Source organism: Nonomuraea maritima (genome assembly GCF_900100395.1).
Classification (GTDB): domain Bacteria; phylum Actinomycetota; class Actinomycetes; order Streptosporangiales; family Streptosporangiaceae; genus Nonomuraea; species Nonomuraea maritima.
Window position 1 is genome coordinate 85,779 of record NZ_FNFB01000017.1, and the last position, 24,588, is coordinate 110,366.

Sequence of the window (24,588 nt, forward strand, 5' to 3'; positions counted from 1 at the left end):
GGAGACCGCGTTCGGGCGTGCCCGAACACCCAGAACCCGCACCGACACCCGGCGGTCGCGGAGCGCCGGACCTGTGCGCGGGGCGGCGAGTGGGCTTACTGGGGGTCGGTGAGTCGGCGGAAGAGGGGCTCCATGTGGGCGGCCAGTTCTTCCTGGGGCGCGTCCCTCAAGGCTGTGGTGGCGAGGACGCTGCGCAGGAGCCACACGCCCGCCTGGAGGGCGAGCATCAGTTCGGCCCGCACCCCGGCGGCGTCGCCGGAGAGTTCCTCGCCGAGGTGGCGTCCGGCGTGGCGGGCGATCGCGTCCCGCATGATCTCGGCCGCGCTCGGGTTGGCCGCCGACCTCAGCATGAGCAGGAACGGCCCGAGCTCGTCGGCCTCCGGCGCGGTCCGCGCCGCCAGCGCCCGCGCGGTCTCCCCCGCCAGCGCGTCGCCCGTGCCCGCGATCACCGTACGGGGTGCGAAGGCCACGTCGACGGCCTCGGCGAACAACTGTTCCTTCGAGCCGAAGTAGCGGTTGATGAGCATCGCGGTCACGCCCGCGCTCTGGGCGATCTCGCGTACGCCCACCCCGTCGTAGCCGTGCCGGGTGAAGGCCGCGACGGCCGCGTCGAGGATGGCCTGCCGGGTGGCGGCGGCGTCACGGCGTCGGCGGGCAGGGGTACGGGGTACGTCGGCGTCCATCATGTCTACGAGTGTAGACTCAAACAGAAGTCTACGACTGTAGATAAGAACTCCCCGAACGTGAGGACCACCATGGACCTGCACCTGACCGGCAAACGCGCACTCGTCACCGGCTCCAGCTCCGGCCTCGGCGAGGCCATCGTCAAGGCGCTCGCCGCCGAGGGCGCCGACGTCGTCGTCCACGGACGCGACCGCGCCCGCACCGAGGCCGTCGCCGCCGCCATCCGATCCGGCGGCGGCAGCGCGCACGTCGCCATCGGCGACCTGGCCACCGACGCCGGCGCCGACGCCGTGGCCGAGGCCGCCCTGTCCGGCGGACCGATCGACATCCTGGTCAACAACGCCGGCGCGTACCCCCACCGGTCGTGGCACGACGTCACCGCCGACGACTGGCGGCAGACCTACGAGGTCAACGTGATCTCCGGCGTCCGGATGATCAAGCGCGTGGTGCCCCCCATGCGCGAGCGGGGATGGGGCCGCGTCATCCAGATCGGCGGCGGGCTCGCGGCGCAGCCCATCGCCGACCTCCCCCACTACACCGCGAGCCTGGCCGCCCGCCACAACCTCGCGGTCTCGCTGGCCCGCACGCTGAAGGGCACCGGCATCACGTCCAACATCGTCTCCCCCGGCGCCATCCTGGTCGACTCCGTCGAGCGGTTCCTGACCGACCTCGCCCCGGAACGCGGCTGGGGCGAGACGTGGGACGAGATCGAGCGCAACTCGATCGAGGAGCTGGTGCCGAACGACGTCGGCCGGTTCGGCCGGCCCGAGGAGATCGCCGCCGCGGTCCTCTACCTCAGCGGCCCGCTCGCCGACTACGTCACCGGAACGACGCTGCGGGTGGACGGAGGCACGGTCAAGGGCGTCCACTGAGCTCCCGCGCGACGGCCCTTGATCGAGCCTGCGGGTGCGGCTCGATCAAGGGCGGGCGACCGTCACTTCCAGTCCGGGTGGCCCGGCATGGGCGGGGTCGTGGGGCTGTAGATCCAGTCGTTGATGTAGCCGGTCAGGTTCTTGCCGCTCACCTGGTTGGCGACCTTGATGTAGTCCTGGGTGGTGGCCGCGCGGCCGCGGTACCTGGCGAAGAAGGTCTTCTCGATCCGCTGGAAGGTGGTCTTCCCGACCTTCTCCCGCAGGCCGAACAGCATCAGCAGGCCCGCGGTGTTCGTGCCGACCAGCACGTCGCGCGCGTGCAGCATCTTGCCCGGAGGGCCCGATTCGACGCGCTTGTCCCCGTCGAAGTCGTAGCGGGCGTGCAACCCGCGCGAGGGATCGTCCAGGTCGCGCCAGCCCTTCTCCACGGCGTACAGGACCTGATAGAACTCGGCGTGCCCCTCGCTGATCCACATCTGGTCCCAGTCGCGCACCGCGACGGCGTCACCGAAGTACTGGTGGGTCAGCTCGTGCATCATGGTGATCTTGTCGTCCTGGGTGTCCTGCTGGGTCACCTTGCCGTCGGCGTCGGTGCCGGTCAGGTTCTCCACGGCGTAGGTGGAGATGGTCGCGGCCTCCAGCGCGACGCCCTGGTAGCCCTCGGGCACGCCGAGCACGCCGTAGGTCTCGAAGGGGTAGCGGCCGACCTTCTTCTCCAGCCAGGCCATCTGGTCGGGGATGCCGTCGATGAGGCGGCGCGTCCTGGCGGCCTGCGGGGTGGCCACGTAGCTGCGCAGGGGCAGTCCGTGCGGCCCCTTGCCCTTGATCAGGGTGAAGTGACCGACGGCCGCCTGCACGACGTGCGTGGGGATGGGGTCGCGGGTCGAGAAGACGTACGTGACATGTCCCGCCTTCTCGGTACGCGAGCGCAGCGTCCCGTTGGCGACCGCCTGCAACCCCTTCGGGGTGGTGATGCGGAACGTGACCTTCGCCTTGTCACTGGGGTGATCGTTGCTCGGGAAGAACAGGTGGGCGCGGTCGGGCTGTCCCATGAGCGCGAACCCGTCGTCCTTGTTGACCCACGCGGTACGGTGCGGCGGCTCGTTCTTGGGGAAGGCGGGCGACTGCGGGTTGGCCGAGCGGTCCACGCGGAACGAGACGTCCACCCGGAAGGAGTGCCCCTTGGGCAGCACCCGGCCGGGCGTGACGATCAGCTTCTCCCCCGAGACGCGGAACGTGGCGGGACGTCCGTCCACCGCGACCTTGTCGATCTTCTCGACCGCCGAGTCCAGGCTGAACCCGGACAACGACCGGGTCGCGGTGGCGGTGATCCGCACCGAGGCGTCCATCTTCGTGGTGCCGGTCCGGTAGTCGTAGCTCACGTCGTAGGAAGCGACGTCGTAGCCGCCGTTGCCCAGGTAGGCGAACAGCGGGTCGCCCACGCTGCGCGCGCCCGGAGCGGTCGAGGCCGAGGCGGCCGGGACGCCGCAGCCGGCCAGTACCATCGCGGCCACCGTGATCCCGGCCAGCGCACCGGGCTTTCGTGAGGAGAACATGACGGCAATCCTGCGCGGCCAGGGCATCGACGCCGTGGACACCGTGTCTCCGCCGCCGCTCCGTCATGTATCAGCTGTGTGTCACGGGCCCTTCGGGGGTTCCCGCAGGACGTACCCGACGCTGCGCAGCGTGTGGATGAGGCGGGGCTCGACGTCGTCCACCTTGCGCCGCAGGTACGACACGTACGACTCCACGACGCCCGCGTCGCCGCCGAAGTCGTAGTTCCAGACGTGGTCGAGGATCTGCGCCTTCGACAGCACGCGTCCGGCGTTGACCATGAAGTAGTGCAGCAGCTTGAACTCGGTGGGCGACAGGCGCACCTGGCGCCCGGCCCGCCACACCTCGCGCGACTCCTCGTCCAGCTCCAGGTCGGCGACCCTGATCCGGGTGGAGAGCGCCGCCTCGCCGCGCGTACGCCGCAGCACGGCCCTGATCCTGGCCTGGACCTCCTCCAGGCTGAACGGCTTGGTCACGTAGTCGTCCCCGACCCGCAGGCCGGCGATCTTGTCCTCGGTGGCGTCCCGTGCGGTCAGGAAGAGCACGGGCGCGTCGATGCGCCTGGCCACCTCGAAGCCGTCGAGGTCGGGCAGCATGACGTCGAGCACCACCAGGTCGGGAGAGGCCCGGCCGGCGAGCTCCACGGCCTCCTTGCCGTCGGCGGCGGTCAGCACCTCGAACCCGGAGAAGCGCAGGCTTGCGGAGAGCAGATCCCTGATGCTGGGCTCGTCGTCCACCACCATGATCAGCGCCTCGGCATTCGTCACCTTTCCACAGTGGCGCAGCGAGCTGAGGTTTAGCTGAACGGTCACTCCAAGGCGAGTGGGAGTTCGACCCGGAAGGTCGAGCCCGCCTCCGGGGAGCTCTCGACCGTGACGTCACCGCCGTGGGCCTGGACGAGCGCCTGGACGATGGCCAGCCCGAGCCCGCTGCCCCTGTCCTCGGCCGAGCGGCGGCGCGAGCGCGCGGAGTCGGCCCGGTAGAAGCGCTCGAAGACCCGCTCGACCTGCTCGGGGGTGAGGCCGGGGCCGCTGTCGACCACCTCGAAGAAGAACGTCTCTGCGCCCGCCCCGGCCCGTACGGTGATCGGCGAGCCCGGTTCGGTGTGGACGATCGCGTTGGTGACGAGGTTGCTGATGACCTGGCGCAGGCGTACCTCGTCGCCGGAGACGATGAGGGCGGCGCGACCGACCACGTCCAGCTTGATCGTCCGGTCGGGGGCGAGGATCTTCGCCTCCTGGACGGCGTCGGCGGCCAGGGCCAGCATGTCCACCGGACGCATCTGCAGCGGCCGTTGCTGGTCCACCCTGGCGAGCAGCAGCAGGTCGTCCACCAGCAGGTTCATCCGGGCCGCGGCCCGCTCGACGCGCTGCATGAGCTCGGCGGCGTCGGCGCCCGGGTTCTGGCGGGCGTACTCGGCGAACCCGAGGATCGAGGTGAGCGGGGTGCGCAGCTCGTGGGAGGCGTCGCCGACGAACTCACGCATGCGCAGCTCCGAGCGCCGCGCCGCGGCCTCGGAGGCCGACCGGGCCGTGAACGCCGCCTCGATCTGCGCCAGCATGCCGTTCAGCGAGGTGGCCAGGCGGCCGACCTCGGTGCGCGGGTCGCCGTCCGGCACGCGACGGCCCAGCTCGCCGCCGGCGATGGCCTCGGCCGTCCGCTCGATCTGGCCGAGCGGGCGCATGCTGCGCCGCACGATCGTGATGCCGGCCACCGCCAGTATGGCCAGGATGCCGCCGCCGCCGAGCAGCTCGATCAGCACGAGCCTGGTGGTGATCGCGTCGACCTCCTCCAGGTCGACGGCCACCACGAGCGTGCTCCGCTGCACGGTGCTCTCCAGCACCCGCCACTCGCCGTCGCCGCTCACGGCCGGCGCGGTGTACGGCTCCGCGCTCGGCGAGGCCGCGAGCACCGGCTTCGGCTTGAGGTCGACGTCGCGGTCGACGAGCATCGAATCGAACGCGCCACCGGGCTCCTTGACCAGCACGATCGCGTCCGACTCGATGGCGATGGGCTTGTCGGCGGTCTCGCGGTCGCGCCTCCAGTCGCTGACGACCTTCTTGTGCATGCGCAGGCTCAGCAGGTTGAGCTGGCTGTCGACGCGGTCGAGGAGATAGCCGTGCAGCACCGACACGCTCACCAGCCCGATGAAGCTCAGCCCGAAGCCGAGCAGGGCCAGCATGGACGCGATCAGCTTGATCCGCAGCGGCAGGCCGCGCATCAGGGACTCGGTGGCAGGCGGAGCACGTACCCGACTCCTCGCAGGGTGTGGATGAGCCGCGGGCTGCGGTTGTCGATCTTCCGGCGGAGCACCGACACGTACGACTCGACGATGCCGACCTCGCCCCGGAAGTCGTAGTCCCAGACGTGGTCGAGGATCTGCGGTTTGGACAGGACCCTGCCGGGGTTGGTCATGAAGTAGCGCAGCAGCTTGAACTCGGTCGGCGAGAGCGCCACCGCGGTGCCGCCCCGCCACACCTCGTGGCTCTCCTCGTCGAGCTCGATGTCGGCGAAGGTCAGCCGGGGCGCGCCCTGCGGGTCGCCGCTCGTCCGGCGGAGCACCGCGTGGATCCGGGCGACGACCTCCTCCAGGCTGAAGGGCTTGGTCACGTAGTCGTCACCCCCGATCGTGAGGCCGCGGATCTTGTCCTCGGTCTCGTCACGGGCCGTCAGGAACACCACCGGCGTGTGCACGCCGCCGCCGCGCAACCGCCTGACGATCTCGAAACCGTCGAGGTCGGGCAGCATGACGTCGAGCACGACAAGGTCGGGGCGGTGTCGCTGGACGGCGGTCACGGCGTCGAGACCGTTCTTGGTGGTGGTCACGTCGAAGCCGGCGAACCTGAGGCTCGCGGCGAGGAGTTCGAGGATGTTGGGATCGTCCTCGACTATCAGCAGGCGGGATTCCATCACCTCCTAGGATGCCCTCATCGGACGAGTGCTGGAACAATTCCGGCAATGTGCCGGGCGATGGCCAGGCTCGAGGTGGCGGCCGGCGAGGGCGCGTTCCGGACGAGCACCACCTTCCCGTGGACGTCCACCACGAAGTCGTCCACCATGCGGCCGTCCCTCGCCACGGCCTGCGCCCGGATGCCGCCGGGGGCCCGTACCAGGTCGGCGGGGGTGAGTTCGGGCACGTAGCGGCGGGCGCCGGCGAGGAAGGCGCTCTTGACCAGCGAGCCGTAGGTCTCCTTGATCCCGGTACGCCAGTGGGTGCGGGCCATGCGGAGGGTTCCCGGCCAGCGGAGAATCTGCCCGGCATTTCGGAAATTTCGCCAGGTGTGCCGGTCGTACCCCTCGTACGCGAGGGCGAGCACCGCGTTCGGGCCCACCAGCACCTCGCCGCCGATCTGCCGGGTCAGGTGGACGCCGAGGAACGGGTAGCGGGGGTCGGGCACGGGATAGATCAGGCCCCTGACCAGGTCCTTGGCCGCGCCCCTGAGCGCGTGGAACTCGCCGCGGAACGGCACGATCCGCACGTCACCCGGCGCCCCGGCCAGCCGCGCCACCGCGTCGGTGCCGAGCCCCGCGCAGACCACCAGCCGGTCGAACGCGTACCGCCGCCGCCCCGCGATCACCTCCACGCGTCCGGCCCGCTCCCTGATCGCCCTGACCGGGCTCTCGAGGCGTACGGACCCGCCCAGCTCGGCCACGTCCTGGGCCAGGCGGCGGGCGACGGCCGGGAAGTCGCAGACGGCGGTGTGCGGCGAGTGAATGGCGGCGACGCCGACCGCGTGCGGCTCGATCTCGCGCAGCCCGATCGCGTCCAGCTCGACGATGCCGGGCACGCCGTTGGCCCGCGCCCGCTCGGCCAGCGTCCGCAACTGGGGGCGCTCGGCGCGCGTCGCGGCGACCACGAGCTTGCCGACCTCCTCGTACGGCAGCGCGTGCGCGGCGCAGTACTCCTTGAGCAGCGCCACGCCCTCCCGGCAGAGCCTGGCCTTGAGCGAGCCGGGCGGGTAGTAGATGCCCGCGTGGACGACGCCGCTGTTGTGGCCGGTCTGGTGGACGCCGACGCGGTCCTCCTTCTCCAGCACGGTCACCTCGGCGCCCCTGGCCGCGGCCAGTTCGCGCGCGACCGCGAGTCCGACGATGCCCGCACCCACAATCCCGATCTTCTCCGTCACACCTTGATTTTCCGGCTTACCTCAGCATCACGCCATAGATCGGACGAATCGCATGGCAAGCCGCAGCTCAAGACCTTCTATCGAACGTGAGTACGATAGTGGTATGTATCTGCCGCCGGAGTGGCCGCCCGAGGTCCGACCGCCCAGCGTCCCCGACTGGGAGACCTCGGCCGTGGCCTGGCTGCTCGACGCCGTGCCTCCCGACTACCGGGCCTACGAGGTGCTGCGACGCCATCCGATCGCGCTGGCCAGGATGGCCGTCCGTCACGTCGACGCCGCCGTCGAGGCCGCCCGCGCCGGATACCGGAACGCGGCGGTCGAGCTCAAGGGCCATCTGCCGCCGCACGCGGTCGAGGCGGTGCTCGACGTCTACCGCGCGGAGGGGCCGCGCCTGGTCCGCCTGTCGCGCTCGATCGCCGTCGTCGAGCAGGCGCTGCGCGGCGACCTGTTCACCGCGACCATGCGCAATCTGCGCTGAGTCAGCGGGTGCGCCGGGCCAGGAAGGTGATCACGCCGATGGCGCCCACGGCTACGGCCAGCCAGACGAGCACGTCCGTGGCGGTCAGCCCGGCGCTCTCCGAAGCGACGTCCTCCGCGTCGGCCACCGGTTCTTTCTCGGCGCGTACGGGGCTCGGCTTCGGGGTGGGCAGGGCCCGCTCCGGGATCGGCACCCGGTACACCGGGCTGCGCGGCCCCTCCGACCCGGCGAGCAGCGCCTTCCCGTCGCGCGTGTACGCGATCGACTCCGCCTGCTGCAGGTCGGGCATCGTCACCTTGGTGATCAGCTCGCCGGAGGGCCGGTAGAGGGTCGCCGAGAAGTAGGTACGGATCACGTACGACGAGCCGTCGGGGGCGTAGGCGGCGTCCGTGGCCATGAGCGGGGCAGAGGCGACCTTGCGCAGCACGTTGACCCGGTCGCTGCGCAGCCGCTTCGGCGCGGCGTACACCGAGCCGGCGAACTCCTTCGAGACCACGTACAGCCGCCCGGTGTCCGGCTCGACCATGATGCCCTCGGCGTTGCGGGCGCCGTCGGCGTACCTGAACCGGTAGCGCGTCGCGGGCAGCGTGGCGTCGGAGAGCCGGCGCGGCTCCATCACCTTGTAGACGGAGATGTCCGGCCAGGCGCCGTTGAGGTTGTCGCCGATGTCGGCGAACCAGAGCACCCCGCGCCCTTCGGCGTCGCGGGATGCGGCCATGGCCTCCCAGTCGCGGGCCTCCGCCCCGCGCACCTGGTACGTGGCCAGCGTCCGGCCCTTGCCGTCGACCGCGTAGAACGTGGGCGCGGCGGCGCTGTCGTTGTGCGTGTAGTAGACGTCGTCGTGCGTCGGCGAGACCGCGAGCCCGCTCGACTCGGTGATCGCCGGATCCTGGAACGTGAACAGCCGCCGCGGCTCGTCGTCGGCGGCCGCGTGGGCCGGCGCGGCGGGCAGCAGGCAGAACGCCGCCACGGCGGCGAGTATCCGGATCACGACTTCCCCCACGCCGCCATCATGCCGCACGTGCCACCGCCCCAGACGCGATCGTCAGCCCAGCCGGCCGCTGTGCCGGTGGAAGCCGGTGCCCTGCAGCACGACCAGCAGGCCGTTGGCCACCGCGAGAGCCGTCCACAGCCCGGTGATGCCCCACGCCCGCGCCACGGGGACGGCGGCCACGACGAGGAGGCCGTACCCGATCGAGAAGAACAGCAGGCTGGCCGACGAACGCTTGAGCGCGGTCAGGCCGAAGCCCTGAACGGCCTGCACCGCGTCGAGCGCCGACGCGAGCAGCATGAGCGGCAGCAGTTCCACCACCCGCGCCAGCACCGCGGGATCGTCGGTGAAGACCGCCACCAGGGAGTCGCCGAGGACGAACAGCAGCCCGGCCACCACCACCGTGCCCATGACGGCGAGCAGCGCCGCGGTCCGGCTCGCGCGGCGCGCGCCCACCGCGTCGGACGCGCGGGCCACCTCGGGCACCGACACCTGCGCGACGGACAGCGAGAACATCATGATCAGGCCGGTGAGCGTGGTCAGCACCGCGTGGGCGGCCGTGTCGCGCGTGCCGGAGGAGCTCGCGGCGAAGGTGACGACCGCGAGCACCCCGAACTTGATCAGCACCGTCCCGGCGAGCGGGATGCTCACCCTGGCCAGCTTCGCGATCTCGCCCACCCGGGGACGCGACTGCCCGATGGGCCGCCCGATCGCGCGGCGCAGGTTGAGCGCGGCCACCCCCGCCGCCACCGAGCCGGACACGACCCAGGCGACGCCCGCCCCCGCCAGCCCGAGTCGCGGCACCAGCACGGCGGTCAGCACGCCCAGCCCCACCCCGAACGCCAGGGACGGCCACAGCACGTTACGGCTGCGCCCGAGCGCCACCAGGATCGTGCTCGCGCCCCCGGTCGAGGCGAAGACGAGGAGATACACCGCGAGCAACCACGGCAGCACGCCCATCTCCCGTACGACCTCGTCGGGCACGCCCGCCACGCTCGCGACCAGCGGCACGCACACCACGACGAGGGCGCCGAGCGTCCCGGTGGCCAGGCTGAGCCACCGGGCGTCGCGGACGACCGCCACGGCCGCCTTCGGATCGTCCCTGAAGGGCGCGACGAACGGCCCCAGCCCGCGCAGCGCGCCCTGCACCGCGGCGCTCGCCGGGTTCAGCACGGCGCTCACCAGGGCGAACGCGGCGAGCGTGACGGTGTCGTGGTTGCCGAGCACCGAGGTGACGATCAGCGAGCCGACCATGCCGGCGATCATCGCGAGAAGGAGCGGCACGGAGGCCCGCAGGAGACTGATCACGACAGGGGTCCATCGGAGATCATGGTCCCAACCTATGGCCTGGAGCGCACTCCAGGTTCCTAGAGTGAACGACGTGACTCCTCCGCCCCCTGAAGGGAGCGGCTTCTCGCCAAGCCGCTTCCGCAGCCTCACGAAGGGCAAGCCCTGCCCTGAGGATGTTGACCGCCGCGTTCACGTCGGCGTGCGCGGCATGCCCGCACGCCGTACAGGCGAACTCGGCCTGGGTGAGGCGGTTCTCCTTCGCCACGTGGCCGCAGCGGGCGCACGTGCGGGAGGTGTTGCGGGGGTCCACGGCGATCAGCTCTCGACCGGCGCTTTCAGCCTTGTGCGCGAGGATCCTCAGGAACACCCCCCAACCCGCATCCAGGATCGAACGGTTGAGACCGGCCTTGGCGGCGACGTTGCGGCCAGGGGCTTCGACATTGCCGGACGCCGAACGGGTCATGTTCGCGATCCGCAGGTCCTCGCGCACGATCACGTCGTAGGCGGCCACCAGCGCGTTCGCGCTCTTGTGCGCGTGGTCGGCGCGCTGGCGGCGGACCTTGGCGTGCAGCGCCGCGACGCGGGCCACCGCCTTACGCCGCCGCGCCGAGCCGCGCTTCTTTTGGGCCAGGTCGCGCTGCGCGCCCGCGAGACGATCAGCAGTCGCGGCCAGGTGACGAGGGTTCGCCACCTGGTCACCGTCGGAGGTGGTGACCAGAAAGGCCACGCCCAGATCGATCCCGGCGACCACGCCGGTGGCGGGAAGCGGCTCGGCGGGCACGTCCTCGCACGACAGCACCACATACCAGCGGTTGCCTTCCCGCTTCACGCTGATCGTTTTTACCCGGCCGAGCACCGGGCGGTGCTGCTGGACGCGGACGTGCCCGACGCCCTGCAACCGGACGTAGGACGCGGCGGGATGCTCGGGCTGGGAGTCCCACCGACAGCCGTCGCCGTCCTTCGGCCACTCCACCGTGTCGAACCAGCCACGGCCCTTGAACCGCGGGAAGCCAGGCGTCCGTCCCGTCCTGACCCGGTCGAAGAACGCGCCGAACGCCTTGTCGAGCCGCCGCAGCGTGGCCTGCTGGGACGAGAACGACCACCGGCCCTGCCCGCCGGCGTCATCGGCACGGATGTGCTTCAACTCGGCCGACTGCTCGCCGTACCGGACGCTCACCCCCGCTTTGGCGTAGGCGGTGCGGCGATGCTCCAGCGCGGCGTTGTGATCCTCCAGGCACGCGGCGAGCGCGGCGACCTGCTTGCTGGTGGGGCGCAGCAGCTACTTGTAGGACCGGCGCACACCCACTCCCCACATTCGGCAACGAGACGGCCACGCTATCGGCCGGCACCGACAAAACCCGGAAGGACATGTGTGATGCGCTTACCTGGCAGGTCAGGGCACGCTCGGGTCTTGGCGGCCCTCCCGCTCCCGCTTCATCCGTCGTCTCAAGGCGACGGTCCCCTCAGGAGGATCTAATGGATTACGTGAACCTCGGGCGCAGCGGCCTTCTGGTGAGCCCGCTCTGCCTCGGCACCATGAACTTCGGCCCGCGCACCTCGGAGGAGGACTCCTTCGCGATCATGGACCGGGCCCACGAGCTGGGGCTGAACTTCTTCGACACCGCCAACGTCTACGGCGGCAAGAGGGGCGAAGGCGTCACGGAGAGCATCATCGGCCGGTGGTTCGCGAAGGGCGGCGGGCGCCGCGAGAAGACCGTCATCGCCACCAAGGTCCACAACGACATGGGCGACTGGCCCAACGAGCGCCGGCTGTCGGCCCTGCACATCCGGCGGGCCTGCGACGCCTCGCTGAAGCGGCTGCAGACCGACCACATCGACATCTACCAGGCCCACCACATCGACAGGAACACGCCGTTCGAGGAGTTCTGGGAGGCGATGGAGGTCCTGCGACAGCAGGGCAAGATCATCTACGTGGGCTCGTCCAACTTCGCCGGCTGGCACATCGCCAAGGCGCAGGAGAGCGCGGCCCGGCGCAACCTCATGGGTCTCGTGAGCGAGCAGACGCACTACAACCTGCTCACCCGGACGCCGGAACTCGAGGTGCTGCCGGCGTGCGACGACTACGGCATCGGCGTGATCCCGTGGAGCCCGCTGGCGGGCGGCCTGCTCAGCGGCGTGCTGCGCAAGATCGACAAGGGCCGCACGGCCGCCGACGGCATGCTGGCGCAGCTCGACAAGCACCGCGACAAGATCGAGCGGTACGAGAAGTTCTGCGACGAGCTGGGCGAGCAGCCGGCGGACGTGGCCCTGGCCTGGCTGCTCAGGCAGCGGGCGGTCACCGCGCCGATCATCGGCCCGCGCACGATGGAGCAGCTCGAGGGCAGCCTGCGGGCTCTGGAGATCAACCTGGACGACGCCGCTCTGGCCCGCCTCGACGAGATCTTCCCCGGCCACCGCACCGCGCCGGAGGACTACGCCTGGTAAGGCGTCTCAGGTCAGCAGGGCCCCGATCACGACGATGACGAGGAGCAGGCCGAGCACGATCGGCAGCAGCCAGGGGCGAGGACGGTCCACGCCAGGAGCCTAGCTCCGCGCGGAAGGTGCTAGAGACCATTCGGCGAGTGACTCGTACCTCATCTCCGGCCTCGTCCTCGACGGGGTGTGGCTGCGTACAAGATGGACGGCCTCTGCCCGCCACGGCGAGCCGCTGAAATCGGTCAGCGCCTCGACCAGCGGGCGGAGGTCGGTCTCCGTCTTGGCGCGGGCCAGCGTGAGGTGCGCGTGGAAGCGCTTCTCGTCGGTCTGTACGGCCCCCGCCCGCCGTGCGCCCGCACGTACCGAGTCGGCCAGCCGCGTCACGGGGTCACCGGTGAGGCCCACCCAGAAGACGCGGGCCCGCCGCGCGGACGAGAACCCGCCGAAGCTCTGGAAGGCGAGATCGAGCGTGGAATGGCGGTGGACGGCTCGGGCCAGCCGCGTCTCCAGCTCGGGCAGCACCGACTCGGGCACCTCGCCGAAGAAACCGAGGGTGATGTGCCAGGTGGCCCGGTCGGGCCAGCGCAGGCCGGGCACCTGCCCGACGTGCGGGGCGATCGCCTGCGCGATCTCGTCCAGCACCTCGTCGGGCGGCACCAGGGCCGCGAACAACCTCATACTTCCTGATTGTGCCGCCGTCCCCGACGACGCCACCACAGGGGCCCGGCGGGGCGGACACGCCCCGCCGGGAACATGACTCATGCGACGGCGGCCGCCCGCACCCGTGAGGTGATCAGCCGCGTCAGGAGCACGGCAAGGCCCGTGCCCACCAGAACCAGCGCACCGGACAGGACCACGCCTGCGCGCGGCCCGGCAAGGTCGGACAGCCACCCGACCAGCGGCGCGCCGAGCGGCGCCCCTCCGGTGAACACCAGGAAGTAGATCCCCATGATCCGCCCGCGCATGACGGGCGACGTCCCCATCTGGACGCTGGCGTTGGCCGCCGTGTTCACCGTGATCAACGCGATCCCGGCGGGCACCAGCAGCGCGAGGTACGCGGGGTAGAACGGCGCCACCCCGGTCGCGATCTGGAACAGCCCGAACCCGATCGCGCCGGCGAACAGCAGCCGCCGCGTCGGCCGGGCGCGGCGCGCCGCGAGCAGTGCCCCACCGAGCGCGCCCACCGCGAACATGCTGGAGGCGAGCCCGAACGACGACGCGTCGGCCTTGAACACCTCGCGGGCCATCAGCGCGATCGACATCGAGAACGACTGCGAGAACATCGACACGAAGCCGATCAGCAGCACCGGCATGAGGAGGTCCTCACGCCCGAGCACGTACCTCAGGCCCTCGCGGAGCTGCCCCTTCGCCCTCGGCACCGGCTCTGCCGGGTTCAGCTCGGACGCGCGCATGAAGACGAGGCTGGCGATCACGGCGACGAAGCTGAGCGCGTTGAGCAGGAAGAGCGGTCCTGGACCGCCGAGCAGGTACATCAGCACACCGGCGAGCGCCGGGCCGACCACGCGGGCCAGGTTGAAGATGGAGCTGTTGAGCGCGATCGCGTTGGGCAGGTCGCCGCGCCCGACCATCTCGACGACGAACGCCTGCCGCGTCGGCACCTCCACGCAGGAGATCACGCCGAGCAGGAACGCCATCAGGTAGACGTGCCATTCCTGGGCGGTGCCGGTCATCGTCAGCACGCCGAGGGACAGGGCCAGCAGGCCCATGATCGACTGGGCGGTGATGAGGATGGGCCGCTTGGGGTAGCGGTCGGCGAGCACGCCGCCGAACATCCCGAACAGCAGCATCGGCAGGAACTGCAGCGCGGTCGTCGTGCCGAGCGCGGACGCGCTGCCGTGCGTGAGGTCGAGCACCAGCCAGTCTTGAGCGGTGCGCTGCAGCCAGGTGCCGGTGTTGGTGACGATGCCCCCGGCTGCGTACATGCGATAGTTGCGAATCCTGAGAGACCGGAACATCCCGGTCTTGGGTTCTTCAGGTTCTAGATCTTGCTGAGCTTCTCCAGGATCGGTGCCGCCTGCCTGAGGATCGCTCTCTCCTCCTGCGACAGCTCCTTCAACCGCTGCGCCAGCCAGGCTTCCTTCCGCCGCCGCTCGTCCTTCAGGAGCTTCTCGGCGTCCTCGGTCACCGAGACGGTCACCTGGCGCCGGTCGGTCGGGTGCGGAGTGCGGGTGACCAGGCCGCGTTCCTCGAGGGCGGCGATCACGCGCGTCATCGACGGCGGCTGCACCTTCTCGAGCTCGGCCAGTTCGCCGGGGGTTATCCCGGAATGCCGATCCACTGCGGCGAGCGTCGCGAACTGCGTGGGAGTCAGCGTGTGCGCTGCCGCCTGTCGTCGTAGGCGTCGGTTCAGCCGCGCGAGTGAAACGCGCAGGGCCGAAGCGAGACCTGCGTCGCTGCGCAGGTCCATCGTGTGCTGGGTTCTGGTTAGCATGAGTCATTACCTTTGCTAACTATAGGTGAGGGCAAGATATTTCCTAGACGGCGTCTCACCCTTTGATACCCGAACGAACCTCACACTCGCGCCACAGTCCAGAGGCCACCGGCCGCCGGCGCCTGGCCGGCGGCCGGTCGAGAGCCCTAGGACAGCCCGAACAGAATCTTGATCGGGCCGATCGCGAAGTAGAGCACGAACAGCGCCGTGACACCCCACAGCAGCGGGTGGATCTCCCGCGCCTTGCCCCGCACCGCCTTGATCAGCACGTACGCGATGAACCCGACGCCGATGCCGTTCGAGATGGAGTACGTGAACGGCATGACGACGATGGCGAGGAACGCCGGGATCGAGATCTCGTAGTCGTTCCAGTCGATGTCACGGATCGACGTCATCATGAGGAAGCCCACGACGACGAGCGCGGGCGCCGCCGCCTCGTACGGGACCATCGTCACGAGCGGCGCGAAGAAGATCGCGATCAGGAACAGCACACCGGTGACCACGCTCGCGAGCCCCGTCCGCGCGCCCTCCCCTACGCCCGCGGCCGACTCGATGTAGGTGGTGTTCGAGGAGACGGAACCCGCGCCGCCGACCGCCGCGCCGATCGAGTCCACGAGCAGGATCTGCTTGGTACGCGGCAGCGAGCCGTCCTGGTCCACCAGGCCCGCCTGGCGGCCGACGCCCACGACCGTGCCCATGGTGTCGAAGAAGTCCGTGATCAGCAGCGTGAACACGAACAGCCCGGCGAGCAGCAGGTCCACGCGGACGAACCCGCCGAACGGGTCGAACTCGGTGAACAGCGTCAGCGGGTTGTGGAAGCCGAACGGCTCGCTGGGGACGACGGGTCGGTTCAGCTGGAAACCGCCAGGGTTGTCCGGCGAGAAGGTACCGACCTGGGCGATCGCCTCGACGATGAACGCCAGCACGGTCGTGCCGACGATGCCGATGAGGATGGCGCCCTTCATCCGCCGCGCCACCATCGCCACCGTGGCGAGCAGGCCGACGATGAAGACGAAGATCGGCCAGGAGGTGAGGCTGCCGCCGATGCCCATCTCCAGCGGCGTGCCCTGGGCCTTGCGCACGAAGCCCGCGTCCACGAACCCGATCAACGCGATGAACAGGCCGATGCCCACGCTGATGGCGGTCTTGAGCTGGGCCGGGATGGCGTGGAAGATCGCCGTCCTGAGCCCGGTCAGCACCATCAGGGCGATGATGACCCCCTCCAGGAAGACCAGGCCCATGGCCTCTTCCCAGGTCATCACGCTCGCGATGTTGAACGTCACGAAGGCGTTGAGCCCGAGGCCGGCCGCCATCGCGAACGGCACCCGTCCGATGACGCCCATGAGAATCGTCATCACGCCCGCGACGAACGCCGTGCCGGCCGCGACGAGCGCGACGTTGGGGGCGGAGCCGTCGCCGATGAACTGCCCCTCCACGTCCTTGCCGGTCGCGATGATCAAGGGGTTCAGCACGACGATGTACGCCATGGTGAAGAACGTCGCGAGTCCACCGCGGATCTCCCGCGAGATGGTCGACTGACGTGCGGAAATAGCGAAATAATTGTCCATGAAGGCACGTAAAGAGCTCACGCGGCGAAGAGTGACAGTTGCGGTGAGCTGCGAAAAGTGCCAGTGATGAGATCGAGACCCTATTGGAAGCTAGTGTGGACACGTGAAGCAGCAGTGGCACCCCGATCCCGAGCCGATCAAGACCAATGACCTCGCCGCCGTCGCAACAGGCACCGCCATCTGGGCCGTCGCCCTGGTCATCCTGCTGATCTTCCGCCCCGGCCACACCTGGTGGATCTGGACCTGCGTCACCGGCATAGCCTTCGGCTTCCTCGGCATGTGGCTGGTCCGCCGCCCCCGAACCTGACCACATAGCCTTCCGCTTCCTCGGCATGTGGCTGGTCCGCCGCCCCGAACCTGACCCACTCCCCCAAGGCGAAGGACCGGGCCCACGAGCTCGGCGTGAACTTCTTCGACACCGCCAACGTGTATGGCCCTCGGACACACGCCTCGGCATCCACGCCAGGCACCCCGGACGCACACCACCACCGCGTCCCCCACCCACCGCCGCAAGCACCCAGCCAGCGCCATACGGGCGCTGGTCTGGCGAGTCTCGGTTGCGGAGTACTGCCCGTGGTGCGGGGCGCTCGCGAGGTGCTGCCTGTGCGCTGGGTACTTGTCCGGTGGGCGGCGGTTCATGGAGCGCTTGCTTGTGGGAGCGGCGCGAGCCGGGCTGCTCGTCGGTGAGGGCCGCGTGGCGTGCCTAGGTTCGGCGAGCCCGCCCGCCACAAAACCCAGCGCCCAGCGAACGCGGGGCTGCGTGAGACGAGTACCTGTTCCACCGCCGCCCGCCCCACCCGTTCGGGCGGGCGGGGCTGTGCGGCGGGGAGCTCTCCCAGCCCTCAGCCGCCCCTCGGGCCCGCCCCACCCGTCGAACGAGCGGGGCTGTGAAGTGGGGAGCTCTCCCCGCCCTCAGCCTCCGCGAGGGGCGGTCGTGGTGGGTCAGGACAGGTCGGCTTCGGCCAGGAGGAGGGGGACGGCGGTCGGGTCGCGGAGCAGAGCGGCTACGGCGAGACGGTCGTTCCACTGCCCGGTCGCCCAGGCCAGCCCGCGGGCCAGACCGTCGACGCCCGTGCAGTGCACCGACCCCTCGAAGTAGCGCCACGCGCACTCCACGCCGTCGACCAGCAACTTCTCGTGCTCGACGTACGTCTCGGGCGCGGTGGGCAGCAGCGACCGCACCTCGGGCGGCACCGGCCGAACGACCCCCTCGGACGTGACCTCACCGGAGGCGAGTTCACCGGCGAGCGGCAGGTCGAGCAGCTCCGACAGCGACTCGGCCAGGTCGTACGGGGCCAGCACCAACGGCCGGTCGGTGACGAGCTGCAGCAGGTCGGGTGCCTCGACCACGACCACGTCGTCGGCCGCCGCCACCACGATCGAGCCGCCCAGCACCGCCCGCACCCGCGACGGCGGCGCGACCCGCGACGGGTCGACGGCGGCCAGCGCGACCCACAGTGCGCGCAGCTGAGCACGGTCGACCTCGACCGACTCGTCGGCCATCAGGTCGAGCAGCTCCTCCGGCCCCCCGTGGGAGGCCAGCAGCTCCGCCAGCGTCGTACGGACGCCGAGCATCGACAGCGCCGCCGGGTCGAGCCCCGCGGGCGCGTCGGCGTACAGGCCCTGCAGCAGCGGGTCGGCCCCGGGCAGCCGCAGCTCGCGCGGCATGCGCCCGCCGAGCACCGGATGGTGGGCCAGCCACCACGCGGTGTAGGACGGCACCTCGACCCCCTCCACCCGCAGCGGGTGGAGGGCCGCGCGCAGCGGCGGCCGGGTGAGCAGCTCCAGCGCGGCCGGCCAGTCGGCCACGAGGTCGAGGTCGCGCACCGCCGTGAACTCGGCCACCATCGGCGGCACGTCGAGCTCGGGCAGCAGGTCGAGGACGTGGTCGAGCCAGGCGGCCTCGCCGTCGAGGTCGTGGTCGCACTCGTCGGGGTCGAGCAGCACGTCGGCCTCGTGCACCATCGCGAACCCGTCGAGCACCCCTGCGGCGGCCAGCACCCGCGCGCCGTAGGTCTCCTCCAGCTCCGAGGACGCCACCCCGAGATGCGTGTCGGCCTCGAGCAGCCCGGCCAGCGCGCCGTCGGCCAGCATGAGCTCACCGGCGGGATAGAGCTCGCCGTCGGCGCCGGGCAGCGCCAGCTCGGCCAGCCACGGGGCCTCGCCGGGAGCCAGCCCCGCCGCGTCGACCAGCGACAGCACCGCCCGCGCCACCGGCTCAGGGTCGGGGCTGTCGAGCGACTGCGCCACCGCGGCCTTGGTCAGCGGGTCGTCGAGGATCGTGCGGGGCGTGGCCTCCGCGGCGCCGAGGCGCAGCAGCGCGGGATGGGCCGCCTCCGGGTGCACGATGCGCAGCCCGAGCGGCGTCAGGTCGAGGTTCGCGCCGCCGTCGGTCAGGATGAGCGTGCCGCGCGGCCCGCGTACGAGCCGGCCGTCGGTCAGGGGGACGGGCAGCGCGCCGAGAGACTCGGGGTCGTCGGCGGGCAGCACGTCGTAGAGCGCGCGCCACCACGCCGGCTCGCGCCCCTCGACGGCCTCGCCCGACAGCAGGTCGACCAGGTCGGCCAGCTCGACCCGGCGCACGCCCAGCGCGGTCATCGCGGGGCTGCGGGCGGGCCAGCCCGCCGGCAGGAGCCCGGGGACGAAACCGGCCACGGCCTCGACGAGCTCGGCCGTGGCGGACGCCACCACGGCCGCCTCACGGCCCGTGACGACCCAGCCGTCGCTGTCTGGCTCGGTCGCCGGCGGCTCGACCAGCCACTCGGCGTCGGGCTCGAACACCGGCGCATCGGCGAACGACGGCGTCCGTACGGCGGGGGCGGGCGCCGAGACCGCGGGCAGCAGCGGCGTGCCGGGAAGCCGTTCGAGGATCGCGCGCCGGATGGCGGCGTCGAGCTCGCCCTTGCCCAGCAGGGACGGCACGAGGTCGAGCAGCTTCGGCGTGCGGGGCAGCTCGCGAAGCAGCCTGACGTAGGCGTCGGCGGCCCGCTCGACCAGGAAGTCGGCGAGCGGCCCCTTGGCGACGTGGCGCCGGTCGGTGGCCATCGGGAACGACGCGATCAGCAGCGCGGGCAGGTCGAGAGCCTCGTCGCTGGGCGTGGGCGCGTGCACCACCGGCGGCACGGTGCCGGGCAGCGGCCCCGGCTCGCCGGTGCCGGTGACGGGCACCGCCCAGCGCAGCGACCAGTAGGGACGCGCCCGCTCCTCGGTGGGCCGGTCGGCGAAGAGCCGGCTCACCTCGTCGGGGGTGAACCCGCCGGACTCGGACACGACGTGCCAGCCGTCGCCGACCACCGTACGGGTCTCGCCGTCGACGTCGATCTCGATGGCCTCGAGCGCGGGAAGGCCGATCAGCAGCGCGGGGCTGGTCTCGGCCAGCAGGCGCCGTACCGACTCGACCGCGGCCGCGTCGCGCAGCGGGAGCCGGACGATCGTGTCGAGCCCCTCGGGCACGTCGATGGGCGGCGGCTCGTCGAACGGCAGCCGCAGCAGCGGCACGTGCCCGCCGCGACCGGTCAGCTCGCCCGCGAGCTGGGGGATCTCGGCGACGAGCGCCGCCGTCTCGGTACGGGACCAGCGGACGCCTCCCACGCCGCGCGAACCGATGGACGGCGCGTCGCAGACCGACACGACGGCCGCGAAGCCGACGCCGAACCGGCCGGCGGCGCCGGCCTCGTCACGCTTGCCGGACGCCCGCAGCGTGGACAGGCTCTCCACACCGGTGGCGTCGAGCGCGGCGCCGGTGTTGGCGGCGGTCAGCATGTCGCCCCGCAGCGTCAGCCGCAGCACCCCTGGCACACCCGCCCGCAGGGCCGCGTCGGCGGCGTTCTGCGCGAGCTCGACGATCAGCCGGTCGCGGTAACCGCCGAGCGCGAAGTCCTCCTCCGCGTTGGCGTCTTCGCGGAACCTGGCGGGCGACGCCGTCCACGCCGCGAGGACGGCTGCTCGCATCCGGTCGGTGCCGTAGGTGTCGCTCATCTATCACGATCCCGGTTTGTGGTTGAGGGGCCACCGTAGGCTAGCGGCCTTCACCGACATTCACCGTGCTCTCGAGAGGAAGCCCGCCGCCCTGCGCCGAGGGGAGAGAACCGCCGCCCGCGCGGCGGAATTCCCAGGGACGACGGCACGCCCGTCACGCCCGCCGCGCCGCATGGGGCGACGGGCCGCGACGGGCCGCGAGAATCAGGAGTGGCCGAGCTCTTCCGAGGCGGACGCGTCGACCGAGCCCTCCTCCTCCATCAGGTCGTAGCCGAGGTCGTCGAGGATCGGGATGGCCTGCTCCACGGGCGGCGGCAGCACGGCGGCCTCGGAGTGGGCGCCGCAACCGTGGTCGGCGGCCACCACCTTGCCGTCGTCGGGGGCGTACTCGTTAGTGCAGACCCCGAACATCTGCCGCAAGCTGCCCGCGAGCTGCCAGTAGAAGCCGCAGGTGGAGCATTGCGCGGGAGCGGCGTGTGCGATCGGTGTGTGCGGCCCGTGCTCGCCCGAGTGCCAGCGCCTGGCCGCTCGGTCCTTGCCGATGGCCGAGAGCACACGGGCCCGGCCCAGGCCGTACTCGAAAAGCGTCTGTCGCTCGGCGTCGTCGGCGGCGTCGGTGAAGCCGGGGACGAGCCTGTCGTCGTCTTCGGGGGACGGCAGCAGGTCGCCCACCCCGAGGTCGCCGGGGCGAAGGCGTTCGCTCCACGGCAGCCACTCCGGGGCCAGCAGCGCGCCCGTGCCGGGCAGCAGGACCGCCTCGCTGACCGTCACCTTCTTCGCGCGCGAGGCACGCGTGACGGTGACGGCCCATCGCCAACCGTGGTAGGCACGGTCGAGGCAGGCGAAGTAGTGGGTGACGATCCGGTCGCCTTCGCTCTCATGACCGAGGTGCTCGCCGGGCTCGCCGGGACGCGCCAGCTCCTCGGCCGCGGCACGCGCCAGATCGACCGCGGCGACACAGGCCTGGTCGGGAGCGGAGACGCGGGCCCTGGTGCGGCTCATCGGCCAGCCTCCGCCGAAAGGTGCTGTTCGCTCACACTTCATTCTCACCCATGCGGGGACCTGCAAGGGCCGACAACCGCAGATAGCCCAAGGCGCGGCACAGGAATTCCCGCACGGTCGACCCCGGAGCGCCCGCGTCAGAAGCACAGGCAACCCCTGCACCACGTACAAGAAGCGCACGGATCCCGTACGTCGGACATGGAAAGCGCACACGACCCAGAATCCCCCGCGGGCAGCGCGTACGAATCGGGTAAGACTGGTAGGCGTGGAGGGCGGTTGGGAGCGGGCGCGGGAGATCTCCCGCCGGGTGGCGCGCGGCGCCGCCGACGCCGGGCGCGCCGGCGTGCGCGCCGGGAAGGCCACGGCTGACGGCACGACCAGAGCGACCAGGGCCACCGCCACCGGCGTCAAGAAGGTCGGCCGCGCCACGCGCAGGCTCACCCACGCCAACGGCGCCGACCGCACCGGGCTCGGCCGGCTGATCGAGCTGTCGGCCGGCAACAGCGCCGGCGACGCCCTGGTGACGGTGGCGCTGGCGAGCACGGTGTTCTTCGGCGTGCCGGTCGGCGAGGCACGCGGGTCCGTCGCTCTCTACCTGGTCATCACGATGGTGCCGTTCGCGCTGCTCGCGCCGTTCGTCGGGCCGATCCTCGACCGCTTCAGGTCGGGCCGCCGCTACGTGATGGCGGGCACGCTGTTCGGGCGCGGCCTGCTGTGCTTCGCGATGGCGGCGGCCGTGGGGCCGGGCGACCTGCCGACGCTCTTCATCGGGGCGCTCGGCGTGCTGGTGCTGTCGAAGGCGTACAACGTGTCGCGGGCGGCGATCATGCCGAGCGTGCTGCCCGCCGACATCACGCTCGTGTCGGCGAACGCGCGGGTGGCGCTGTTCACGCTGGTCTCGGCCGGCGTGCTGGTGCCGGTCGGCGCGGGGCTGACCGCGTGGCTGGGCAGCGCCGCCGTGCTGCGCGTCGCGATGGTGGCGTTCCTGCTGCTGGGCGTCGTCGCCGTACGCCTGCCGCGCCACATCGACTCCCCCGACCTGGAGGAGGACGGCGCGGCGCCGCGCTGGCGCACCCTGCTCAAGGTGGGCCCGACCGTGGCCGAGGCGGTGTGGGCCAACGTGGCGATCCGGGTCTTCTCCGGCTTCCTGCTGTTCTTCCTGCTGTTCCTGGTGCAGGATCGCGCGGTGCCGTGGCTCGCCGCAGGTCCGGCGCTCGACCCGCTCTTCGACATCCCCCGGACGATCGCGCTGCTCGCGGGCGCGGCCGGGCTGGGCGGCCTGCTGGGCGCCGTCGCCGCCAACTGGACGCGCAACCACGCCCCGCAGCTCCTCGTGCTCGTCACGCTGGCCGTCACCGCCACGACCACCGTGGTCACCGCGATCGTCTTCGGCGTGTGGACGGCTCTTGCGATCTCGCTGGTCACGGCGTTCGCGCAGGAGCTCGGCAAGCTGGCGCTCGACGCGATCGTGCAGCGGGAGATCGGCGAGGAGGTGCGTTCGTCGACGTTCGGGGTGGTCGAGGCGGTGCTGCAGCTGGCGTGGGTGACGGGCGGCCTGATCGGGCTGGTGCTGTCGCTCACCCGCAGCCACGCTCCCGGCCTGGTCACGCTGTCCGTCGCCCTGATCGCGGTGTTCGGCTGGCTGCTGGTGTCGCGCCGCCGGCGCGTACGTGCCGCAGAGGACAGGCTCCGCCGCGGGGGCTCCGGCGTCGCCGACCAGCGCGTGGAGACCATCGACTCCACCAAACCGCTCACCAATCCGAACGCCTGACCACAGAAAAGCCGCGTCCGCCGCGCGGGGGTTCGCACGGCGGACGCGACAGCGAAAGCTTGATCGGGGGACGGGGGTCAGACGTCCAGGTCGTCGGCTACGGCGCGCAGGACCTGGGCGATCTTCTTGGCGTGGGCGGCGTCGGGGTGCTTGCCGCGCCGGTAGGACTCGGAGACGCCGTCGAGGAGTTTGATGAGGTCTTCGACGATGACCACCATCTCATCCGGCTTCTTCCGCTTGCCCTTGGGCTTGACCTTGGCCAGCGTCGGGGGCTGTTCCAGAATTCTGACGGACAGGGCCTGCTGGCCCCGGCGGCCTTCCGCGACTCCGAACTCCACCTTCTGGCCGGGCTTGAGCGGGCCCGCACCTGAGGGCAGCGCGGATGAATGCACGAAGACCTCACCGCCGTCGTCGCGGGTGAGAAAGCCGAAACCCTTGTCGGCGTCGTACCACTTGACCTTGCCACTCGGCACAGGACGACCTCGTTCAAACAGTCGAAAAGAAGGACGGATGGATGTAGGTTATGCCCCGCGCAGCGCGAGGGCGACCGGGTAATTGCCGGAGAATTACCGGCCCTCCAAGGGGTCACGCCAGGTGGTGAACCAGGCGGCGAATTCGGTCAGGTCGGACAGCGTCACATCCGCTCCGTGATCACGCAGCTCTCCCACCGTGTAAGGGCCGGTCGCAACTGTCACGCTCACGGCGCCGCCCGCGCGCGCCGCTTCGATGTCCGCGACATGGTCACCAACATAAGCGGATGCGCCGAAGCGCGCGAGTGCTGATCCTTTGTCGGCACCGAAGAGGGAACCGACCACTTCGTCCACGTCCAGGCCGAGCGCCGCGACCGTGCCCTTCGCGTCGCGGACGTTCTTGCCGGTCACGACGATCACGCGGCCGCCGGCCCGCCGGACGGCGTCGATCGCCTCGTGCGCGCCGTCCATGGCGGTATGCACCGGCACTCCCTTTTCCGGATATATCTGCCTATAGAGGTCAGCGGCCGCCGGTACCTCATCGGCGGGCAACCAGTTGGCCAGCTCGGTCTCCAACGGCGGGCCCAACCGCCGGACGATGGCGGCACTGTCAAATGGCACGCCCAATCGCACGGCGAGCTCGTCGTAAACCGCCGCGATCCCGGAGCGAGTGTCCGCCAAAGTCATGTCCAGGTCGAATCCCACCGAAGTCATCACGGTAGAAGCATGCCAAACAGGCCTCTCACCTGCGTAACCGGGATTGTTGCTCAGGAAAGGGGAAGGAAAGGAATTACTCCCCAGAGAGCGCCGAACTTCACCAGACCGGCAGGCAGGCTCCGCCGCCCGCGTCCCGGGAGCCCGCGCGGTGGCGCCGATCCGTACCGACTAATCTCCTCACGGAGGTATCAGCGTGGA

General features: G+C 71.0%; 22 protein-coding genes. 5 read left to right on the forward strand and 17 right to left on the reverse strand.

What is annotated here, in order from left to right; genetic code table 11:
- Positions 1 to 95: 95 nt before the first annotated feature.
- Entirely contained in the window at positions 96 to 686 is a 591-nt protein-coding gene (locus BLR04_RS24700; RefSeq protein ID WP_218129141.1) for a TetR/AcrR family transcriptional regulator, read from the reverse strand.
- Between the two features lie 57 nt (positions 687 to 743).
- On the opposite strand from BLR04_RS24700, the gene BLR04_RS24705 reads away from it, so the two are divergent.
- On the forward strand, positions 744 to 1,556 hold the full coding sequence (locus BLR04_RS24705; protein WP_218129142.1) for an SDR family NAD(P)-dependent oxidoreductase: 813 nt from the start codon (positions 744 to 746) through the stop codon (positions 1,554 to 1,556).
- A gap of 62 nt (positions 1,557 to 1,618) precedes the next feature.
- On the opposite strand, the gene BLR04_RS24710 is transcribed toward BLR04_RS24705, so the two are convergent.
- The 5 genes from BLR04_RS24710 to lhgO all read right to left on the reverse strand — a co-directional run bounded on the left by BLR04_RS24710 (position 1,619) and on the right by lhgO (position 7,237).
- The gene (locus tag BLR04_RS24710) at positions 1,619 to 3,112 is read right to left on the reverse strand and encodes a M1 family metallopeptidase (protein ID WP_218129143.1); all 1,494 of its coding nucleotides are present in this window, start codon (positions 3,110 to 3,112) and stop codon (positions 1,619 to 1,621) included.
- Between the two features lie 81 nt (positions 3,113 to 3,193).
- Complete coding sequence (locus BLR04_RS24715) at positions 3,194 to 3,853, reverse strand: response regulator transcription factor (RefSeq protein WP_090769666.1); 660 nt, start codon at positions 3,851 to 3,853, stop codon at positions 3,194 to 3,196.
- A 65-nt stretch (positions 3,854 to 3,918) separates the two neighbouring features.
- Positions 3,919 to 5,331, reverse strand: a complete 1,413-nt coding sequence (locus BLR04_RS24720) for a sensor histidine kinase (protein ID WP_090769526.1) — start codon at positions 5,329 to 5,331, stop codon at positions 3,919 to 3,921.
- On the reverse strand, positions 5,331 to 6,020 hold the full coding sequence (locus tag BLR04_RS24725; protein WP_090769528.1) for a response regulator transcription factor: 690 nt from the start codon (positions 6,018 to 6,020) through the stop codon (positions 5,331 to 5,333). Before BLR04_RS24725 ends, BLR04_RS24720 begins: the two co-directional genes overlap by 1 nt.
- Before the next feature lie 17 nt (positions 6,021 to 6,037).
- Entirely contained in the window at positions 6,038 to 7,237 is a 1,200-nt protein-coding gene (gene lhgO / locus BLR04_RS24730; protein ID WP_090769530.1) for an L-2-hydroxyglutarate oxidase, read from the reverse strand.
- Between the two features lie 103 nt (positions 7,238 to 7,340).
- Between lhgO and BLR04_RS24735 the strand changes: the two genes are divergently transcribed.
- Complete coding sequence (locus BLR04_RS24735) at positions 7,341 to 7,715, forward strand: hypothetical protein (RefSeq protein WP_090769532.1); 375 nt, start codon at positions 7,341 to 7,343, stop codon at positions 7,713 to 7,715.
- A 1-nt stretch (position 7,716) separates the two neighbouring features.
- On the opposite strand, the gene BLR04_RS24740 is transcribed toward BLR04_RS24735, so the two are convergent.
- Genes BLR04_RS24740 through BLR04_RS24750 form a run of 3 tightly spaced genes read right to left on the reverse strand, consistent with a single transcriptional unit; the run spans position 7,717 to position 11,275 of the window.
- The gene (locus tag BLR04_RS24740; protein WP_090769534.1) at positions 7,717 to 8,718 is read right to left on the reverse strand and encodes a hypothetical protein; all 1,002 of its coding nucleotides are present in this window, start codon (positions 8,716 to 8,718) and stop codon (positions 7,717 to 7,719) included.
- A 42-nt stretch (positions 8,719 to 8,760) separates the two neighbouring features.
- Complete coding sequence (locus BLR04_RS24745; protein WP_090769536.1) at positions 8,761 to 10,014, reverse strand: MATE family efflux transporter; 1,254 nt, start codon at positions 10,012 to 10,014, stop codon at positions 8,761 to 8,763.
- Positions 10,015 to 10,033: 19 nt separating this feature from the next.
- Complete coding sequence (locus BLR04_RS24750) at positions 10,034 to 11,275, reverse strand: RNA-guided endonuclease InsQ/TnpB family protein (RefSeq protein WP_342672297.1); 1,242 nt, start codon at positions 11,273 to 11,275, stop codon at positions 10,034 to 10,036.
- A gap of 197 nt (positions 11,276 to 11,472) precedes the next feature.
- Between BLR04_RS24750 and BLR04_RS24755 the strand changes: the two genes are divergently transcribed.
- Complete coding sequence (locus BLR04_RS24755) at positions 11,473 to 12,441, forward strand: aldo/keto reductase (protein ID WP_090769538.1); 969 nt, start codon at positions 11,473 to 11,475, stop codon at positions 12,439 to 12,441.
- 99 nt (positions 12,442 to 12,540) lie between these two features.
- Here the strand turns inward: BLR04_RS24755 and thpR are convergent, their stop codons facing one another.
- The 4 genes from thpR to BLR04_RS24775 form a co-directional block, all read right to left on the reverse strand.
- Positions 12,541 to 13,110, reverse strand: a complete 570-nt coding sequence (gene thpR, locus BLR04_RS24760; RefSeq protein ID WP_090769540.1) for an RNA 2',3'-cyclic phosphodiesterase — start codon at positions 13,108 to 13,110, stop codon at positions 12,541 to 12,543.
- Positions 13,111 to 13,190: 80 nt separating this feature from the next.
- Positions 13,191 to 14,408, reverse strand: coding sequence for an MFS transporter (locus tag BLR04_RS24765; protein WP_090769542.1), 1,218 nt, complete (start codon positions 14,406 to 14,408; stop codon positions 13,191 to 13,193).
- Positions 14,409 to 14,431: 23 nt separating this feature from the next.
- Entirely contained in the window at positions 14,432 to 14,860 is a 429-nt protein-coding gene (locus tag BLR04_RS24770; RefSeq protein ID WP_245740477.1) for a MarR family winged helix-turn-helix transcriptional regulator, read from the reverse strand.
- Positions 14,861 to 15,030: 170 nt separating this feature from the next.
- The gene (locus BLR04_RS24775; protein ID WP_090769545.1) at positions 15,031 to 16,452 is read right to left on the reverse strand and encodes an NCS2 family permease; all 1,422 of its coding nucleotides are present in this window, start codon (positions 16,450 to 16,452) and stop codon (positions 15,031 to 15,033) included.
- Between the two features lie 103 nt (positions 16,453 to 16,555).
- On the opposite strand from BLR04_RS24775, the gene BLR04_RS24780 reads away from it, so the two are divergent.
- On the forward strand, positions 16,556 to 16,759 hold the full coding sequence (locus tag BLR04_RS24780) for a DUF2530 domain-containing protein (RefSeq protein WP_090769547.1): 204 nt from the start codon (positions 16,556 to 16,558) through the stop codon (positions 16,757 to 16,759).
- A 635-nt stretch (positions 16,760 to 17,394) separates the two neighbouring features.
- Here the strand turns inward: BLR04_RS24780 and BLR04_RS24785 are convergent.
- Both BLR04_RS24785 and BLR04_RS24790 read right to left on the reverse strand, forming a co-directional pair.
- Positions 17,395 to 20,430, reverse strand: coding sequence for a sacsin N-terminal ATP-binding-like domain-containing protein (locus BLR04_RS24785; protein ID WP_090769549.1), 3,036 nt, complete (start codon positions 20,428 to 20,430; stop codon positions 17,395 to 17,397).
- 204 nt (positions 20,431 to 20,634) lie between these two features.
- Positions 20,635 to 21,432, reverse strand: a complete 798-nt coding sequence (locus BLR04_RS24790; RefSeq protein WP_090769551.1) for a DUF3027 domain-containing protein — start codon at positions 21,430 to 21,432, stop codon at positions 20,635 to 20,637.
- Between the two features lie 265 nt (positions 21,433 to 21,697).
- Here BLR04_RS24790 and BLR04_RS24795 point away from each other — a divergent pair, with 265 nt between their 5' ends.
- On the forward strand, positions 21,698 to 23,203 hold the full coding sequence (locus BLR04_RS24795) for an MFS transporter (protein WP_090769553.1): 1,506 nt from the start codon (positions 21,698 to 21,700) through the stop codon (positions 23,201 to 23,203).
- A 77-nt stretch (positions 23,204 to 23,280) separates the two neighbouring features.
- Here the strand turns inward: BLR04_RS24795 and BLR04_RS24800 are convergent, their stop codons facing one another.
- Positions 23,281 to 23,676 carry a cold-shock protein gene (locus BLR04_RS24800; RefSeq protein WP_090769555.1) on the reverse strand — a complete coding sequence of 132 codons (396 nt, stop codon included), beginning with the start codon at positions 23,674 to 23,676 and terminating at the stop codon, positions 23,281 to 23,283.
- A gap of 93 nt (positions 23,677 to 23,769) precedes the next feature.
- Positions 23,770 to 24,387 (reverse strand): HAD family hydrolase, encoded by a 618-nt coding sequence (locus BLR04_RS24805; protein WP_090769556.1) that lies wholly within the window; start codon positions 24,385 to 24,387, stop codon positions 23,770 to 23,772.
- Between the last annotated feature and the right edge of the window lie 201 nt (positions 24,388 to 24,588).